The sequence below is a fragment of the Erythrobacter tepidarius genome (assembly GCF_002155695.1).
Classification (GTDB): domain Bacteria; phylum Pseudomonadota; class Alphaproteobacteria; order Sphingomonadales; family Sphingomonadaceae; genus Erythrobacter; species Erythrobacter tepidarius.
This window is the reverse complement of record NZ_MUYJ01000011.1, coordinates 1-16,897: the sequence shown is the minus strand read 5'-3', so window position 1 is coordinate 16,897 and position 16,897 is coordinate 1. Positions and strand designations below refer to the sequence as shown.

15 protein-coding genes are annotated in these 16,897 nt (G+C 65.9%); 8 read left to right on the top strand and 7 right to left on the bottom strand.

The window, feature by feature from the left end:
• Positions 1–22: 22 nt before the first annotated feature.
• Both BZF61_RS11480 and BZF61_RS11475 read right to left on the bottom strand, forming a co-directional pair.
• Positions 23–562, bottom strand: a complete 540-nt coding sequence (locus BZF61_RS11480) for a SixA phosphatase family protein (protein ID WP_086619394.1) — start codon at positions 560–562, stop codon at positions 23–25.
• A complete protein-coding gene (locus BZF61_RS11475) occupies positions 559–3,201 on the bottom strand; it encodes an ATP-dependent DNA helicase (protein WP_425429627.1) in 2,643 nt (880 codons plus the stop codon). Before BZF61_RS11475 ends, BZF61_RS11480 begins: the two co-directional genes overlap by 4 nt.
• 411 nt (positions 3,202–3,612) lie before the next feature.
• Here BZF61_RS11475 and BZF61_RS11470 point away from each other — a divergent pair, with 411 nt between their 5' ends.
• Positions 3,613–5,229 (top strand): lysine--tRNA ligase, encoded by a 1,617-nt coding sequence (locus BZF61_RS11470; protein WP_211276769.1) that lies wholly within the window; start codon positions 3,613–3,615, stop codon positions 5,227–5,229.
• A gap of 9 nt (positions 5,230–5,238) precedes the next feature.
• Positions 5,239–5,778 (top strand): DUF1003 domain-containing protein, encoded by a 540-nt coding sequence (locus tag BZF61_RS11465; RefSeq protein ID WP_086619392.1) that lies wholly within the window; start codon positions 5,239–5,241, stop codon positions 5,776–5,778.
• A 15-nt stretch (positions 5,779–5,793) separates the two neighbouring features.
• On the opposite strand, the gene BZF61_RS11460 is transcribed toward BZF61_RS11465, so the two are convergent.
• A complete protein-coding gene (locus BZF61_RS11460; protein ID WP_086619390.1) occupies positions 5,794–6,462 on the bottom strand; it encodes a prolyl hydroxylase family protein in 669 nt (222 codons plus the stop codon).
• Positions 6,463–6,522: 60 nt separating this feature from the next.
• Entirely contained in the window at positions 6,523–7,623 is a 1,101-nt protein-coding gene (locus BZF61_RS15905; protein WP_245804607.1) for an RcnB family protein, read from the bottom strand.
• 174 nt (positions 7,624–7,797) lie between these two features.
• Between BZF61_RS15905 and BZF61_RS11450 the strand changes: the two genes are divergently transcribed.
• Positions 7,798–8,379: a PNPOx family protein gene (locus BZF61_RS11450; RefSeq protein ID WP_086619388.1), complete on the top strand. Its 582-nt coding sequence runs from the start codon at positions 7,798–7,800 to the stop codon at positions 8,377–8,379.
• Between the two features lie 32 nt (positions 8,380–8,411).
• Here BZF61_RS11450 and BZF61_RS11445 read toward each other — a convergent pair whose 3' ends face one another.
• Positions 8,412–9,005 carry a GGDEF domain-containing protein gene (locus tag BZF61_RS11445; RefSeq protein ID WP_158094098.1) on the bottom strand — a complete coding sequence of 198 codons (594 nt, stop codon included), beginning with the start codon at positions 9,003–9,005 and terminating at the stop codon, positions 8,412–8,414.
• A 58-nt stretch (positions 9,006–9,063) separates the two neighbouring features.
• A complete protein-coding gene (gene ettA / locus BZF61_RS11440; RefSeq protein ID WP_086619385.1) occupies positions 9,064–10,737 on the bottom strand; it encodes an energy-dependent translational throttle protein EttA in 1,674 nt (557 codons plus the stop codon).
• A 119-nt stretch (positions 10,738–10,856) separates the two neighbouring features.
• Between ettA and BZF61_RS11435 the strand changes: the two genes are divergently transcribed.
• Together BZF61_RS11435 and BZF61_RS11430 are read left to right on the top strand one after the other, a co-directional pair.
• Positions 10,857–12,272, top strand: coding sequence for a M20/M25/M40 family metallo-hydrolase (locus BZF61_RS11435; RefSeq protein ID WP_086619384.1), 1,416 nt, complete (start codon positions 10,857–10,859; stop codon positions 12,270–12,272).
• A 377-nt stretch (positions 12,273–12,649) separates the two neighbouring features.
• Complete coding sequence (locus BZF61_RS11430; protein WP_143737031.1) at positions 12,650–13,183, top strand: DUF2059 domain-containing protein; 534 nt, start codon at positions 12,650–12,652, stop codon at positions 13,181–13,183.
• 399 nt (positions 13,184–13,582) lie between these two features.
• Here BZF61_RS11430 and BZF61_RS11425 read toward each other — a convergent pair whose 3' ends face one another.
• Positions 13,583–14,794 carry an IS256 family transposase gene (locus BZF61_RS11425; RefSeq protein ID WP_086619578.1) on the bottom strand — a complete coding sequence of 404 codons (1,212 nt, stop codon included), beginning with the start codon at positions 14,792–14,794 and terminating at the stop codon, positions 13,583–13,585.
• A gap of 229 nt (positions 14,795–15,023) precedes the next feature.
• Between BZF61_RS11425 and tnpA the strand changes: the two genes are divergently transcribed.
• The 3 genes from tnpA to tnpC all read left to right on the top strand — a co-directional run.
• A complete protein-coding gene (gene tnpA, locus BZF61_RS11420) occupies positions 15,024–15,401 on the top strand; it encodes an IS66-like element accessory protein TnpA (RefSeq protein WP_086616937.1) in 378 nt (125 codons plus the stop codon).
• Positions 15,398–15,739, top strand: coding sequence for an IS66 family insertion sequence element accessory protein TnpB (tnpB, locus tag BZF61_RS11415; protein WP_086616938.1), 342 nt, complete (start codon positions 15,398–15,400; stop codon positions 15,737–15,739). The genes tnpA and tnpB overlap by 4 nt, the downstream gene beginning before the upstream one ends.
• Before the next feature lie 60 nt (positions 15,740–15,799).
• The coding region (gene tnpC / locus BZF61_RS11410; protein ID WP_086617424.1) for an IS66 family transposase at positions 15,800–16,897 on the top strand (1,098 nt) is incomplete at its 3' end.

Genomic DNA, 16,897 nt, shown 5'->3' with positions numbered 1-16,897 from the left:
CCGCCCTGCGCCCGGCGGCGGCCTAATTTTCCGGCCCCAGCGCGGGATCGAGATCGCGGGGCCGGGCAAAGTGCACCAGCCCCGCGCAGTAGCGCTTGAGCTGCGACCAGTGGTCGATATCGCATTCGAGCACGGCGTAGGCGGCGGTGGGAAACTTCACCACCGCTTGCTTGAACAGGGCGTTTTCCTTGCCCGGCGCGACCAGTTCGAGCAGCACGTCCTGCAAGCCCGGATTGTGCCCGGCGACGAGGATCGCGTCCGCTTCGGCATCGCCGCTGCCAGCATGGGCCTCAATCGTCTCGATGATGGTGTCGTAGCTGGCGAGATAGAGCTTGTGGTCATATTCCGGGGCGACGTCGGGCAGGGCGCCTTCGAGCGTCAGCTTCACCCGCACCGCGGGCGAGGCAATCACCTTGTCCCATTTGATCCCGTGATCGCGGATATGCGCGCCGATCAGCTGCGCGCCCTTCTTGCCGCGCGCGTTCAGCCCGCGGTCGAAATCGCGCTGGTTCATATCGTCCCAGTCGGATTTTGCGTGGCGCAGGAGACCGAGGATCTTCAAGGCTGCAAGGCTCCTGGCTGGGGATCGGACTGCCTGTCCAGAACACCACTGGCGACGCGTTGTAAAGCCTCATCAAGCCGGACGCGCAAGACCGGCGTGCCGGGCGGGAAAGCGGACAGCAGGCGCGAGGGGAAGGCAGGGGAAAGCACGATGAAATGGCCGGCATCCTCCTTGCTGCGGATCAGCCGGCCAAATGCCTGCGCCAGCCGCGCACGGATGATGCGGTCGTCATAGGCGCTGCCGCCACCCCCCGCTTTACTGGCGGCGAGCCTGCGTGCCTTGTGCAGGATGTCGGGACGCGGCCAGGGCACCTGCTCCATCACCACGCAGCGCAAGCTGTGGCCGGGCACGTCCACCCCGTCGCGCAGGGCATCGGTGCCGAGCAGGCTGGCGCGCGGATCGTCGCGGAAAATATCGACCAGCGTGCCAGTGTCGATCGGATCGACATGCTGGGCATAGACCGGCAGCCCGGCCCGCGCGAGCCGGTCGGCGATGCGGCCATGCACCGCGCGCAGCCGGCGGATCGCGGTGAACAGGCCCAGCACGCCGCCGCCGCACGCCTCGATGATCCGGGCATAGGCCCCCGCCAGCGCGGGCAGATCGCCCTTGGCGATGTCGGTGACGATCAGCACCTCGGCGCGGCTCGCATAGTCGAAGGGGCTGTCGGCGGTGGAGAGCTGCGGGGTAACCTCGATATGCGCCGCTCCCGAACGCGCGATCGCGCTGGCCCAGCGGTCTTCCTCCAGGGTGCGGTCGGTGAGCGTGGCGCTGGTCAGCAGCACCCCGTGCGCCGGTTCGAGCACCACGCGGGCGAAGGGCTTCATCGGATCGAGCCAGCGGCGATGGATGGCGACGTCGAATTCGCGCGCCTCGGAGCGGTCGACCGCAAGCCAGTCGACGAATTGCGGGTCCGCCGGGCCGCCCAGCCGGTCGAGCAGCGCCTCCCACGCCGCGATCAGCTCGATCCGCCAGGCCAGGGCAAACCGCGCCCCCTCGATCCGCGCGCGGCCTTGCGCGTCGAGCCAGTCGGGCGGTTCGGCGAGGATGGCCTCAAGCCGCCCGCCCAGCCGGATCAGCGGCACGCGGATGCTGGCGAGGGCCTCGCCCGCGGCGCTGGCCGCCTCGATTACCGCGCCTGGCAGGCCCGAAGCCTCGGTCTCGAGGCCGTAGCCAGCCTCATGCCCGCCGCTCTCGTCGCGAGCATAGGTGGCGGTGCGCACCGCCGCGAACAGGGCTTCGAGCGGACCGAAGGGGCTATTGTCGGCAAGCCGCTGGAGCCAGCCGTCGGTGGGAAGCAGCTGCCCGGCCTTGCACGCCGCCGCGATCGCTTCTGCGCCCGCCTCGTCATAGCTCGCCACATCCGCGAGCCGCGCCGAAAGCCCGCGCCGCCGCCCGCGTGCCTCGCGCTCGGGGCCGATCAGCCAGCGGCGCAGCTCGATCGCCTCCTGCCCCGACAAAGTGGCCGCAAAGGTCGCATCCGCTGCTTCGAACACGTGGTGGCCTTCATCGAAGATCAGGCGGGTGGGGCGCTGGTTCGGGTCACGCGCACGCGCCGCGTTGATCATCACTAGCGCGTGATTGGCGATCACCAGATCGGCCTGCGCGCTGTCCCTTGCGGCGCGCTCGATGAAGCATTTGCGATAATGCGGGCACCCGGCAAAGATGCATTCGCCGCGCTGGTCGGTCAGCGCCGCGATCGCGCGCTTGCGGAACAGCGTGCCGAGCCAGCCCGGCAGATCGCCGCCGATCATGTCACCATCGCGGGTATAGGCGCCCCAGCGCGCCACCAGCTGCGCCAGCACCGCCGCCCGGCCCGCGAACCCGCCCTGGAGCGCGTCCTCCAGATTGAGCAGACAGAGGTAATTCTCCCGCCCCTTGCGCACCACCACCGGCGGGGTGCCGTCAGGGCGCCTTGCGGGCCATGCCCGGCGGCTTTCGCTGCGCAGCTGGCGTTGCAGATTCTTGGTGAAGGTTGAAACCCACACCGTGCCCCCACTGCGCTGCGCCCACAGCGAGGCAGGGGCGAGATAGCCCAGCGTCTTGCCGATCCCCGTGCCCGCCTGCGCCAGCGCCAGATGCGGACGGCCGGGGGCAGAGCGTGGGGCGAAGATGCGCGACACGGCCTGCGCATAGGCACGCTGGCCCTCGCGGATCTCGGCCCCTTCGCCGGTGAGCCGTGCCAGCTGCGCCTGCACCGCCTCGGGCGAAAGTTCCACCTGCCGCGGGGCGGGGCGCTCGCCGGCTTCCTCCCATTCGGGCAGGCGTGCGAACAGCCAGCGTTCGGCCTTCTCGGGCCTGGCGATGTGAGGTTTGAGCACCTGCGCCCAGGGCCAGCGCAGACGCTCCAGCGATTGCAGCGCGCTCCATGCGCCTTCGCGCGCGAACCATGCGGGATCGCGCACCGCCGCGATCAGCGCCCCGGCGGCGCGCTGGAGCAGTTCGGGCACCGCAGCGTCGGTTTCAGGCACGGGCAGGCCCAGCGCTTCGGCAAGGCCACGCGGTGTGGGCACGCAGAAACGCGCGGGGTGGATGAAGGCGAAGGCTTCGAGCAGATCGAGCCCGGAAAGGTCAGGGTATCCCAGCCGGCTGGCCACCAGCGGGGCGTTGATCAGCAACACCGGGGTATCGGCGGCAGCCATGATCGCATCGCCCTTCGACACGGCCTGGGTCGCGCCCGATCCGGTGCGCAGCCAGTGGCCGCCATGGCTGGCATGGAGCGCAGGAAGGGGGAGAGGATCGGGGAGAGTCACAGCCAGAACGATGCGCGAGCCGCGCGCCGATGTAAACGCACTGCGATCGGGCTGTGTCCCGCAGTCTGTCCTACAGGCGGCCAGCCCGCTAGAAGTCTGCACCAATCAGGGCCGCGCGCCATTTCTGCGCGTAGTCGTGATGTCCGTCCGGGCAACAAACCGAGCAAAAATGCAATGTAACCTTCTGATTTTTCACAGAACGTAATTTCATTTCAAAGTTGACAAGCTGTCACCTTTGTCAACCCTACCCTCGGCATTGGGCTTGCAAGCTTGACGGCCATCCCTAATAGCCCCCCTGCCATGACGATTACCCAAGACGCCCTTATCGCCGCTGCCCGAACTTCCAAGGCCTGGCCGTTCCAGGAAGCGCAGCGCCTTGCCCGACGTCTGCCCGAAGGCAAGCCGGGCGGGGTGCTGTTCGAGACGGGCTATGGCCCCTCGGGCCTGCCGCATATCGGCACCTTTCAGGAAGTGCTGCGCACCACGCTGGTGCGCCGCGCCTATGAGACCTTGACCGGCGGCGCGCCGACGCGGCTGGTGGCCTTTTCGGACGACATGGATGGCCTCAGGAAGGTGCCCGACAACGTCCCCAATCAGGCGATGCTGGCCGAGCACCTCGGCAAGCCGCTGTCGCGCATCCCCGATCCTTTCGGCAAGTTCGAGAGCTTCGCTGCGCATAACAACGCGATGTTGCGCGACTTTCTCGACCGCTTCGGCTTCGAATATGAATTCGTCAGCTCCTCGGACTGTTACAATTCGGGCCGGTTCGATGAAGCGCTCAAGGGTGTGCTCGCCAATTTCGGCGCGATCATGGACATCATGCTGCCGACCCTCGGAGAGGAGCGCCGCCGCACCTATTCCCCGGTGATGCCGATTTCGCCCACCACCGGCGCGGTGTTGCAGGTGCCGATCGAGGTGGTGGACGCGGCCGCCGGGATCATCCGCTTCACCGACGAGGACGGCAGCATCATCGAACAATCAGCATTGGGCGGGATGGCCAAGTGCCAGTGGAAGGTCGACTGGGCGATGCGCTGGGTGGCGCTTGGCGTCGATTACGAGATGTACGGCAAGGACCTGACCGACAGCGGCATCCAGTCGGGCAAGATTGCCCGCGTGCTCGGCGGGAACAAGCCCGAAGGCCTGATCTACGAGCTGTTCCTCGATGCGCGCGGAGAGAAAATCTCCAAGTCCAAGGGCAATGGTCTGTCGATCGAGCAATGGCTCGAATATGGCAGCGAGGAGAGCCTCGGCTTCTATATCTTCGCCAATCCCAAGAGCGCCAAGCAATTGCACGCCGGCGTGATCCCCAAGGCGGTGGACGATTACTGGCAGTTCCGCGCCGCGATCCCTTCGCAGGATATCGATAAGCGGCTCGGCAATCCGGTGTGGCACCTGCTGCGCGCGAACCGGCACCACGAGGGCGCCGATGCGCCAGGGCAGGGCGATACGCTGCCCGTGCCCTTCAGCCTGCTGCTCAATCTGGTCGGCGTGCTGGGGGCGGGGGCAACCCGCGAGGCGGTGTGGTCCTATCTCGGCAATTATGTCGCCGATGCCGATCCGGCATCGCACCCCGCGCTCGATGTGCTGGTGATGAAGGCGCTTGCCTATAACCGCGATTTCATCGCGCTCACGCTCGCCAAGCGCGCCCCTGTCGGCGGCGAGGTGGCAGCACTGCGGGCGCTCGATGCGGCGCTGGCCGAGGCGCCGGCGGACATGAGCGCCGAGGACTTGCAGACCATCGTTTACGAGATCGGCAAGCAGGAGCAGTTCGGGTTCGAATCCCTGCGCGACTGGTTCAAGGCGCTCTACGAGACCCTGCTCGGGAGCGCGCAGGGGCCGCGCATGGGCAGCTTCATCGCGCTCTACGGCATCGCGCCCACCCGCCAGCTGATTGCCGAGGCGCTGGCGAAAGCCTAGGGTGCCAGCATGACCCGCGAGGCCGATCCGCACAAACTGGCCCACGATCTTCTGGGGCGTGCCTTCGACGAGCTCGATCCGGCCGAACAGCGGGTGCTGAAGCGCGTGGCGGCGGGCACCTTTACCGGGCGCGATGCGGACGAGCTAGCGCAGGCACAAGAGACGTGGAAGGACCGGCTGGCTGATCGGGTCGCCGCGGTGGGCGGCAGTTGGGGCTTCATCCTCGGCTTTGGTCTGGTGATGGCGACATGGGCGGTGCTCAACAGCGGGGTGTTGCAGGCAATGGGCTTCAGGCCCTTTGATGCCTATCCGTTCATTTTCCTCAATCTGATGCTGTCGATGCTGGCGGCGGTGCAGGCGCCGGTGATCCTGATGAGCCAGAACCGGCAGGCGATGAAGGACCGCATCACCGCGCGCCACGATTACGAGGTCAATCTGCGCACCCAGCTGGAAATCCTGCGGCTGGCGCACCGCGTCGAGCGTCTCGCGCAGGACGTGCGGGCGATCAGGCGGGACTGCGAGACAGTGCGGACCGCCCAGGAGAAATAGGGCGCTGGGTTTATCCTAGCGCCACTTGCGGGTGCGATACCATTTGGTGATGACGTATTTCGCCCCGCGGATCACCGGCATTCCGGCATGCATCGTGCCTTCGTTGGGGCGGCCGTCGGGCAGGGCGTTGTTCCACAGCAGCAGCACGCCGGGCTTGGGTTCGATCTGGATACCGATTTCGGTGAAGTGGGTTGCGCCGCCTTGCTCGACCTCGTTGAGATAGGCCATCGCCGTCCAGCTGCGTTGCCCGCCGCGCGCCTGTTCGAGCTTCCAGTATTTCTCAGAGGTGTAGAACCAGTCATTATGCGGTTGGAACTGCTGGCCGGGAAGATAGCGCTGGCCCTGCACCGGCTCACCGATTTCCGGCGGCAAGCCGAGCAGATCGTCGATCCGGCGCGAAATGCCTTTGACGAAGCTGTCGCAAGGATCGAGGTCGCCGGAATAGGAGGTGCGAAAGCCGCTGGCGTAGTCGAGCTCGTGCAGCGAGGAGGGACGGGCGACCGCGTCGATCATGGCGCACAGCTTCGCGCATTCGGCAAGAGTGAGGAAATCGCCCACCGCGAACAGCTCGCAGTGATCGTTCTCGATGCGATATACCCCGGGATCTGCGGCCAGCCGCTCGCGCACCTGCCTACCTACGCGGGCGAGGGCCTGCTGGTCTGGAACGGTATCGGCGGCGGTCATGCCCTGCCTGTTAGCAAGCCGGGCGTGCGGTGCAATCCCGCACCGCACGTCCGCCGGCAATCACCAGAAGAAGTCGTAGATCACATCGACCACTTCACCGGTATAGACGTCCACCAGCACCACGTCGTTGTAGTAGCGCACCCAGCGATAGGGGCCGTAGACGGGCGGCAGGCGGTAGTCCCACGGATCGTTGATGAAGAAGCGCGGCTGGAAGAACAGGCTATCGAGAAAGAACCCGATCTCCAGCCGGCTGTAGCGGTGGCTGCGATAGGGGGCGAAATAGGGGCCGGGCCGATAATGGAAGCGGTTGGCGTTGCGGTAATACCACCAGTCATAGTTGCGGTTGCTGCGCCAGCGCCGGTCCCAGCGGCGGAAGTCGCGGCTGTCCCAACCGGCCCAGCCGCCATAGTTCCAGCGCCAGTCATCGCGCCGCCAGTTACGCCGATCGCGGTGAAAGTCGCGCCGGTCATCACGCCAGTCGCCATCGCGGCGCGCGTCGCGCCAGTCGCCATCGCGGCGGCTATCGCGATAGGCCTCGCGCACGCCGTCGCCCCACCGCTCGCCGCGGCGTTCGACGCGGTCGGCGCGGCGATCACCGCGACCCGCGATTTCTTCGGCCCGGCTATCGCCGCGACGCTCGATGGCATCGGCCCGGCGTTCGAGGCGCTCCGCCGCACGGTCACGGCCCAGCCATTCAAACCGCTCGGCGCGGCGTTCCCCGCGGCGCTCGACAGTCTCGGCCCGGCGCTCGCTGCCGCGGTCGATCCGGTCAGCCCGGCGTTCGCTGCGACGATCGATCTGCTCGGCGCGGCGCGCCGGGGCATCGCCGCGCAGCATCCCGACCGGGCGGGCATCGGGTTCGCCGGCACGCTCGGCCCGGCCGATGACCTCGGCCCCGAAGCGGTCGTGCCGCGGCGCCCGCTCAGCGTGAGCGGGACGTTCGACCCGGAAGGGGGACTCGGCCCGGTCGGCGCGTTCAGCTCGGGGTGGCGGCGCGGGGCGCTCGAAACGCACCTGCGCCCGCTCGCCGCGCATCTGCATCCGCTCGGCGCGCGCTTCGCCGCGGCTTTGGGCCTCGGCGGGAGCCAGGGGTGCGGCAAGGGCAAGCACAAGGGCGAGAGCCGAAAGCGCACCGCCCCTGCCAATCAGGGTCTTGGTCATCAATGCCTCCAGTGTCGCCCGCCCACCACAAGCGGCTTGTTGATAGAACGGAATTAACCGCCGCAGACTGTCGCAGGGATGAACCGCTTTGCCGACGTTCAGAAAAAAAGCGATCAATGTGAATGAAAATGCCCTGGCTTGACGCCGGACCAAGAGCAGCCAAAGGCGATTGAAATGTTTGAAACGCTCGACGAGATTTGCGCCGATTGTGCCAGTCGCCTGATCCGCGCAGCGCGCGATCGCAAGTCACCGATGCACACGCCGGTGATTGCGACCGCCGATGTCGATGCGCGGGTGATGGTGCTGCGCGCCTTCGATCCGACGACATGGACCTTGCGGCTGCACACCGATACCCGCGCGCCCAAGGCGCAGGCGGTGATCGCCGATCCGCGCGTGGCCGGCGTGTTCTACGACAAGGGTGCGAAGATCCAGATCCGCGTGCGCGGGCGCGGCCGGATCGAGGCGCACGGGCCGGTGGCGGATGCCGCCTGGGCGGCGAGCACCAATTTCGCCCGGCGCTGCTATCTCGGCGAAGGGCCGGGCGCAGCTTCGCCGGTCGCCACTTCGGGCCTGCCGCCCGAATTCGAAGGGGTGGAACCGGACGATGCCCAGCTTGTCCCCGCGCGCGCGAATTTCGCCGTGCTGCTGATCAGTATCGAATCGCTCGACTGGCTTTATCTGGCACATACCGGCCATGTCCGCGCGCAGTTCGTTCGCGCTGACCGAGCCTGGCAAGGGCGCTGGGTCGCGCCCTGAACCCGCTCGACTAGGCGCAGTCGACCGAACGTTCAGGCGCGGGCGCGGGAGACGAGATTGTCGCGGCTGTCATTCACCCGTCCGGCGGCAACCCCGAAGCTGGTGGTGAAGGGATTATTCGTGCCCGGCCGCGGCAGTCTGAACCGGGCCAGCGCGCGGCGCAAGCGCTCGGCCACGCCGATTGCGGCGCGCTCGTCGGCGCCCTGAATGACGATGGTGAACGCGTCGCCTTCGATCCGGGCACAGCTGTCTTCGCGCCGGATCCCGGCCCGTATCACCCCCCCCGCGATCCGCCTTAGCACCTCTTCGCGGGTTTGCGCGTCCCGGCCGGGGCGCAGGCTCGCGATCTGGTCGATCTGCGCGTGCCGCACCGCCTGCGTGGCGATGCGGCGGATAAAGCGGCGATCGGCGTGCTTGCCGGATGGTGCGAGCTTGGCCGGGGCGAACCGGCCCGGGAGCGGATCGGGCAGGCTGCGCCTCTTGCGTTCCTGCTCTACCAGGATGCCGGGCGACAAAGACGCCAGAGTCGCCGTCGTCGCCGCTTCGCGCGGCACTGCGATTCCAGCTATCACGCCCCCGATGTCCCCTGCGAACCCGCTGTCAGGCGGCAGAATGACACGGCCCACGTCAGGGGATCGTAAAGGAGCGGCGGGCGCTGTCACAAACGCCCGTCTTTCCGGCCATTTATCGCGTCAGCTTCTTGTAGGCGAGGCGCGTCGGGCGGTCGGCCGCGTCGCCTAGACGGCGCCGCTTGTCTTCCTCGTAGGCCGCGAAATTGCCTTCGAACCATTCGACATGGCTGTTGCCCTCGAAGGCGAGGATGTGGGTCGCCAGCCGGTCGAGGAAGAAGCGGTCGTGGCTGATCACAACCGCGCAGCCGGCGAAGTTCTCGATCGCGTCTTCGAGCGCCGCCAGCGTCTCGACATCGAGATCGTTGGTCGGCTCGTCGAGCAACAGCACGTTGCCGCCCTGTTTCAGCATCTTGGCCATGTGCACGCGGTTGCGCTCGCCGCCCGAGAGCTTGCCGACGTTCTTCTGCTGGTCGGCGCCCTTGAAGTTGAACGCCCCAACGTAAGCCCGCGTCGACACATCCTGCCCGTTGACCTTCATGTAATCGAGCCCGTCGGAGATCTCCTCCCATACGTTCTTGGTCGGATCGAGCTGGTCGCGGCTCTGATCGACATAGCCCAGCCGCACGGTCGAGCCGATCTCGATCGTGCCGCTATCGGGCTTTTCCTTGCCGATGAGGATCTTGAACAAGGTCGATTTGCCCGCGCCGTTGGGCCCGATCACCCCGACGATCCCGCCCGGGGGCAGGGTGAAGGAGAGATTTTCAAACAGCAGCTTGTCGCCATAGGCCTTGGAGATGTTCTTGGCTTCGATAACCTTGCCGCCGAGGCGCTCGGGCACCTGGATGACGATCTGCGCCTTGCCGATCTGGCGGTTTTCCTGGCTGTTCTGGAGCTCCTCGAACTTGCGGATACGCGCCTTGGACTTGGTCTGGCGCGCGGCCGGGGTCTGGCGGATCCACTCAAGTTCGCGCTGGAGCGCCTTCTGCTTGCCGCTTTCCTCGCGGCTCTCCTGCTCGAGACGCTTGGCCTTCTTTTCGAGATAGGTCGAATAGTTGCCTTCATAGGGGTAGTAGGAGCCGCGATCGAGCTCGAGGATCCAGTCGACCACATTGTCGAGGAAATAGCGGTCGTGGGTGATCATCAGCACCGCGCCGGGGTAATCCTTGAGGTGATTTTCGAGCCACTGGACGCTCTCGGCGTCGAGGTGGTTGGTCGGCTCGTCGAGCAGCAGGATCGAGGGCTTCTGGATCAGCAGCCGGGTGAGCGCGACGCGGCGCTTTTCCCCGCCGGAAAGGTCGGTGACTGGCCAGTCGCCCGGCGGGCAGCGCAGGGCTTCCATCGCCACTTCGAGCTGGTTGTCGAGCGTCCAGCCGTCAACCGCGTCGATCTTGTCCTGAAGCTCGCCCATCTCCGCGCCGAGCGCCTCGAAATCGGCGTCAGGCTCGCACATCAGCGCGCTGACTTCGTTGAAACGTGTGACCAGGTCGGCAATTTCCTTGGCGCCTTCGCGAACGTTTTCGAGCACAGTCTTGGTCGGATCGAGCTCCGGCTCCTGTTCCAGATAGCCGACGGTCATGTTCTCGCCCGGCCAGGCCTCGCCGGTGAAATCCTTGTCGATCCCGGCCATAATCTTGATCAAGGTCGACTTGCCCGCGCCATTGGGGCCGACGATGCCGATCTTCGCGCCCTGATAGAATTGCAGGTTGATATTGTTCAGCACCGGCTTCTGCGCACCGGGGAAGGTCTTGGTCATGCCCTTCATGACATAGGCGTATTGGGCGGCCATCGGATGGGTCCTTCGGGATCGTGAAATTGGGTGGGATGTTTGCGTGCGCAGATAGGCAAGCGGCGGGGCAAGGGCAAGCGGCTAGACTTGCGCGCCTTGGCCCGATAGCAACACGGCCCATGAACCGCACCCTGACCGCGCTGGCCGCTCTTTCGCTCTGTGTCCCCGCCGCCGCCAACCTTCCCCCGCCGCCGCTCGACCTGGCGCAGCAGGCCGATCTGGCGCTGACGAGCGATGATTATGCCTATGCCTTCGTCGAAGGGCTCACCACCGAGGTCGGCCCGCGTCAGGCCGGAACCGAGGCCGAGGCGCGGGCGCGGGCATGGGCGGTGGAATGGCTCAAGCAGTATGGCTTCGAGAACATCGCGATCGAGCCTTTCATGATGGACACCTGGGTGCCAGGCGATATTGCGCGCGCGCGGGTAACCGCTCCCTTCGCGCAGGATCTTGTGGTTTTACCGCTGGGCGATAGCGCGGCAACGCCTGCGGGCGGGATCGAGGCGGAGGTGGTGTTCTTCCGCACGGTCGACGAATTGCGCGCCGCGCCTGAAGGCAGCCTCAAGGGCAAAATCGCTTACATCAGCCACGCCATGTCGCGCACGCAGGATGGCAGCCAGTATGGCTTTGCCGGTCCCGCGCGCTGGGTCGGGGCAGGGATTGCGGCGAGCAAGGGCGCAGTGGCGACCGTCATCAAATCGGTCGGCACCGACAATCATCGCAATCCGCACACCGGCAGCACCAGCTTTCCCGATGGTGTCGCGGCCATACCGGCAGGCGCGTTGAGCCTGCCCGATGCCGCAAACCTTGAACGCATGTTCGTCCGCGCCCGTGGGCGTCCGATCACGATGCGGCTCGAGATGAATCCCCGCCGGCTCGGGATGACCGAGAGCGGCAACGTGGTTGGCGAGATCGTCGGGCGCAATCCCTCGCTCCCGCCAGTGCTGCTCGCGTGCCATCTCGACAGCTGGTGGAATGGGCCGGGGGCGTTCGACGATGCGGCAGGCTGCGGCATCATCATCGCCGCTGCTCGCAGGGTCGCCAATGCAGGTCGCCCGCTGCGCACCGTCCGGGTGCTGCTGGCCGGGGCTGAGGAAACCGGGCTGTGGGGTTCAAAGGCCTATAGCGCGGCGCACATCAACGAGCCGATCGCGGTCGGCCTCGAGAGCGATTTCGGTGCCGATCGCATCTGGCGCTTCGACAGCAATTTCCGCGAGACCAATCCCGCGCTGCACAAGAAGATCGCCTCTGCCGTCGCGCGTTTCGGCGTGTCGAGTGGCAGCGATGTCGCCACCGGCGGGGCGGACCTCAACATCGTGCGCGACCAGAAGGGGGCGCTGATCGACTTGCAGCAGGACGGCACCCGCTATTTCGATCTCCACCACACGCCGGATGACACGCTCGACAAGATCGACATCGCCCAGCTGCGCCAGAATGTCGCGGTGTGGACGCAGGTCGTCGGGCTGCTCGCCAGCGAGGAGACCGCAATCCTCACCGGAACCCCTATCCCGGCTGCACCGGCGATTATGGAGAAGTAATGCTAGCCCGAACGCGGGCGGCAAAAATGGTCGGGGAGACAGGATGCGAGTCCACTTTTCCGACCACTCGCAAAGCCCGGAAAACCGCGGGTTGCAGCACGCCAAGAAGGGCGTGTGGACCAGCATGTGACACACGACGAATCCCACTGCAAGGGCCGAATACAAGTAGGTAGTGCGCTGATCGGCGAACGCGATTGGTGGACGCGGTCGGCCCGCTTGTTTCGCGGATCCGGTCGCCTGCCAGCCGCTTCGGCATTCGTTCAGCGGCGGGTGGCGGTGGCCTCTGTCCATGTCCGCTTTGCCCCATCGGCGAAAAAATGCTGCCCTTCAGCAAGCGACCCCATTGTGGTCATACATCCACGCGCTAAGCTCTCACGATGCAAAAGATCGTCTTGGCAGCCGCGCTACTTGGTGCTCCATTGTCACCAGCAATGGCCGAAGCCCCTAACCACAGAACCTCGCTTGCCCCATCAGCTCGCATTGAAACTCCCCCGACTGCGGAGAAGCTTGAGCTGGTCCGGCGATTCATGACAGTTGTCGGCATCCAGAGCCGCTTGGACAGCGGCAGCTTCTTGGAACGATACGCATTTGTGCCCGAGCTTGGCTGGCACGAGATTGGGTCAGATAACAGGGCAGAATCCAACCTGTTGGATGGTTTCGCCGGACGGATCGAGGCTCTGAAAGCTGTCTATGAGAGATACCGTCCCGCCTACCAGAGCGAATACGAGGAACACCTGAACTGGGAGTTCACAGAGGACGAGCTTAGGCAAATGATCGCCTTTTTCGACTCCGCGGTCGGGCAGCACTACCTCGACGGAACGTGGCGCATGGAAGCCTACATCGGCACCAACATGGAAGAGACCGAGCAAGCCTTGGTGGCCGAGGCAGTGCAATCCTATCGCTCCCGCTAGAAGCGGCAGCAAACCACCCATGTGCGGCCATAAGCGGAGCCCGCGCGCGGTCCCAAAAGCGGCCATCATCTCACACACTGGCGATCGGACGCTTACAAGGCAGCATTCGCGAGAGATGATTGGACTGATCGACGTCGGTTCGATAGCCAGAATTGAATGTGTTCGCTGCCCCGTCCGCCCAACTCGGCAAGATCCCATCGGCATTACCGATGCTTGAGATAGCGGCGCGGCATTCGCCCACCACCCTACCCACAATCAGGGGCCATGCGCCGCACATAAGGACTTCGTTATGTGTCGAAGTCCTTATGGCTAAGAGCCTGTATCGTATCCATCCGGCGGGGGCCGCGGTCGTGTCCGTCAATGTGGTGTAAATTCGGGTGTGGCCAGCGGGCGGCATTTTCAGGCGGCCTTTTGTGTAACCTGTAGCGGCTGAGCCTCCTCGATTGTTGGTGTGGCGAGCGCCGCCATGCCCTCGATCTGCATGTAGCGGTGCTGGAGCTGGTATTCGTCGTTTTGCTCGAGCAGGACGGCGCCGACGAGGCGGATGATGCTGTCCTCGTTGGGGAAGATGCCGACGACATCGGCGCGGCGCTTGACCTCCTTGTTCAGCCGTTCGAGCGGATTGGTGCTGTGGAGCTTGACCCGGTGCTGCTCAGGGAAGGTCATGTAGGCCAGCACGTCATGCTCGGCTTCATCCATGCAGGTGCCAAGCTTCGGCCAGCGGGCGCGCAGCTGGTCGGCGACCTGACGCCAGACCTGTGTCGCAGCGGCATGATCGGGCTGGAGGAAGACCTGACGGATGGCGGCGGCAACGACCGTGTTCTGCCCCTTGGGAACGTAGGCCAGCGCATTGCGCATGAAGTGGACGCGGCAGCGCTGCCAGGTGGCGCTGAGCACGCGGGTGATCGCGGCCTTGAGGCCCTCGTGGGCGTCCGAGATGACCAGCCTGACCCCCGTCAGCCCGCGGCGGGCGAGGTCCTTGAGGAAGTCCGACCAGAACACCTCGGCCTCCGAAGGGCCGATATGCAGGCCGACGATCTCGCGCTTGCCTTCGGTGTTGACGGCAACGGCGATTATCGCGGCAACGCTGACGATCCGGCCGCCCTGGCGCACCTTCAGGTAAGTGGCATCGAGCCAGAGATAGGGCCAGTCGCCTGCGAGCGGACGCTTGAGGAAGGCATGGACGCGCTCGTCGATGTCCTTGCACAGCTTCGAGACCGAGGATTTGGAGATGCCGGTCATGCCCATCGCCTGCACCAGATCATCGACGCGCCGGGTGCTGACGCCGGCGATCCATGCCTCCTGGATCACCGCGACCAAGGCCTTCTCCACCGTCTTGCGCGGCTCCAGGAAGCCCGGGAAGTATGCGCCGGTCCGCAGCTTGGGGATCTTCAGATTGAGCGTGCCGAGCCGGGTATCGAGGCTGCGGTCGCGGTAGCCGTTGCGCCAGGTCGTGCGCTCGCAGGAGCGCTCGTGCCGGGCGGCGCCGACCAGGCCCTCGACGTCGGCCTCCATGATGATCTGCAATACGCTCTCGGCAATGGTGCGCAGAAAATCTCCATCTCCGCTCTTCGCCAAAAGCTCGGCAAGCGGTAGTCTGTCTTCGGTCATCGGGATCAACTCCTTGGTTGGTGTGAAGTCTGGAAACTCCACCTTACCAATGAGCCCGGTGGCCACCGAGATCGAAATCGCATGGGGTGGGGCATGCCCCACCCCATGCGATCACCTCAATCTACACCAGAAATTACACCACGAGCGCGGACGCTAGCGGGGCCGCCTTGCGCGGGTAGGTAGCGAGCGCTCTTTAGCGTGCTCTTTTGAGCGCGCTTAGGAGTGGTCGATGGGTCAGGTGACGGTATTTTCGGGGCCGGAGCGGCGGCGCCGGTGGAGCGAGGAAGAACGGCTGCGGATCCTTTCCGAGGCGTTCGCGCCTGGCGCCTGCGTTGCCGAGGTGTGTCGGCGGCACGATATCTCCTCGGCGCTGATCTACACTTGGCGGCGCAAGTTGCTCGATGCAGGCGCGGCGCAGGAGGCCGAGGCGCCGGATGCGCTTCCCACGCCGGTATTCGCCGAAGCGGTGATCGACGGGGACGCGGTGCCGGTCAGCGCTGCCGAGCACCCGGCGATGATCATCGACCTGCCACGCGGCAAGCGGCTGAGCGTTTTCGCTGCGGCATCGCCGGCGCTGGTCGCTGCCGCGCTGAAGGCTCTGCGATGATCCCTTCCGGCGCGCGGGTGTGGATCGCGCTGGGCCACACGGATATGAGGAAGGGCATGCAGGGCCTGGCACTGCTGGTGCAGCAGGGCCTGAAGCGTAATCCGCATGGCGGGGATCTGTTCGTATTCCGCGGCCGCGCGGGCTCGCTGATCAAGATCATATGGCACGACGGGATCGGCATGTCGCTCTACGCCAAGCGGCTCGAGAAGGGCCGGTTCGTATGGCCGTCGGCCAAGGAGGGAACGGTGTCGCTGACCCCCTCGCAGCTGGCCTGCCTGCTGGAGGGGATCGACTGGAGGAACCCCCAGTATACGTGGCGGCCGCAGAGCGCAGGATAATCGTCGCAAGGCGGTGTTTTGCCCTTGCGGCAGAGGGTGGAACATGATTCCATCTCTCCTGTGGAAGCCGCCATCTCGCCCCTGCCAGACGACGTTGAAGCGCTCAAGGCGCTGGTGGCGACGATGGCCCGCAGAGCCGAGGAGGCCGAGCAGAACGCTGCCACTGCCACGGCCAAGCTCGCCAACGCCATGGCCCACCAGAGCGCCATCGAGGCGCTGATCGCTCACCTCAAGCTGCAGATCGCCAAGCTGAAGCGCGAGCAGTATGGCCCCAGCGCCGAGCGCAGCCGACGCCTGCTGGGTCAGATGGAGCTGCAGCTCGAAGAGCTCGAGGCTGACGCCACCGAGGACGATCTGATTGCCGAGGAAGCGGCAGCGAAGACCACCACGGTCACTGCCTTCGAGCGCAAGCGCCCGGCAAGGAAGCCGTTCCCCGAGCACCTCCCCCGCGAGCGCGTGGTGGTGCCTGCCCCCTGTTCCTGCCCGGCCTGCGGTGGGGACCGGCTGTCCAAGCTCGGCGAGGACGTCACCGAGACGCTCGAGGTCATCCCGCGCTCGTGGAAGGTGATCCAGACGGTCCGGGAGAAGTTTGCGTGCCGGGACTGCGAGAAGATCGCTCAGGCCCCCGCTCCTTTCCATGTGGTGCCCCGCGGATGGGCCGGGCCCAGCTTTCTCGCCATGCTGCTGTTCGAGAAGTATGGGCAGCATCAGCCCCTCAACCGTCAGGCCGAGCGGTTCGCTCGCGAAGGCGTGCCGCTCAGTCTCTCGACCCTGGCCGATCAGGTCGGCGCCGCTGCTCACGCGCTGATGCCGATCTACAAGCTGATCGAGGCGCACGTTCTGGCTGCAGACCGCATCCACGGCGACGATACCACCGTGCCGGTCATGGCCAAGGGCAAGACCGATGTGGCCCGATTATGGGTCTACGTCCGCGATGATCGGCCGTTCGCCGGGTCTGATCCACCGGCGGCGCTGTTCCACTACTCGCGCGATCGGCGCGGCGAGCACCCGCAAGCCCATCTCGCAGGCTGGTCCGGGATCCTACAGGCCGATGCCTATAGCGGCTACAACGACCTCTATCGCGAAGGACGCGACCCCGGCCCCGTGCTCGAGGCAGGCTGCTTCGCCCATGCGAGGCGCAAGTTCTTCGAGCTGGCC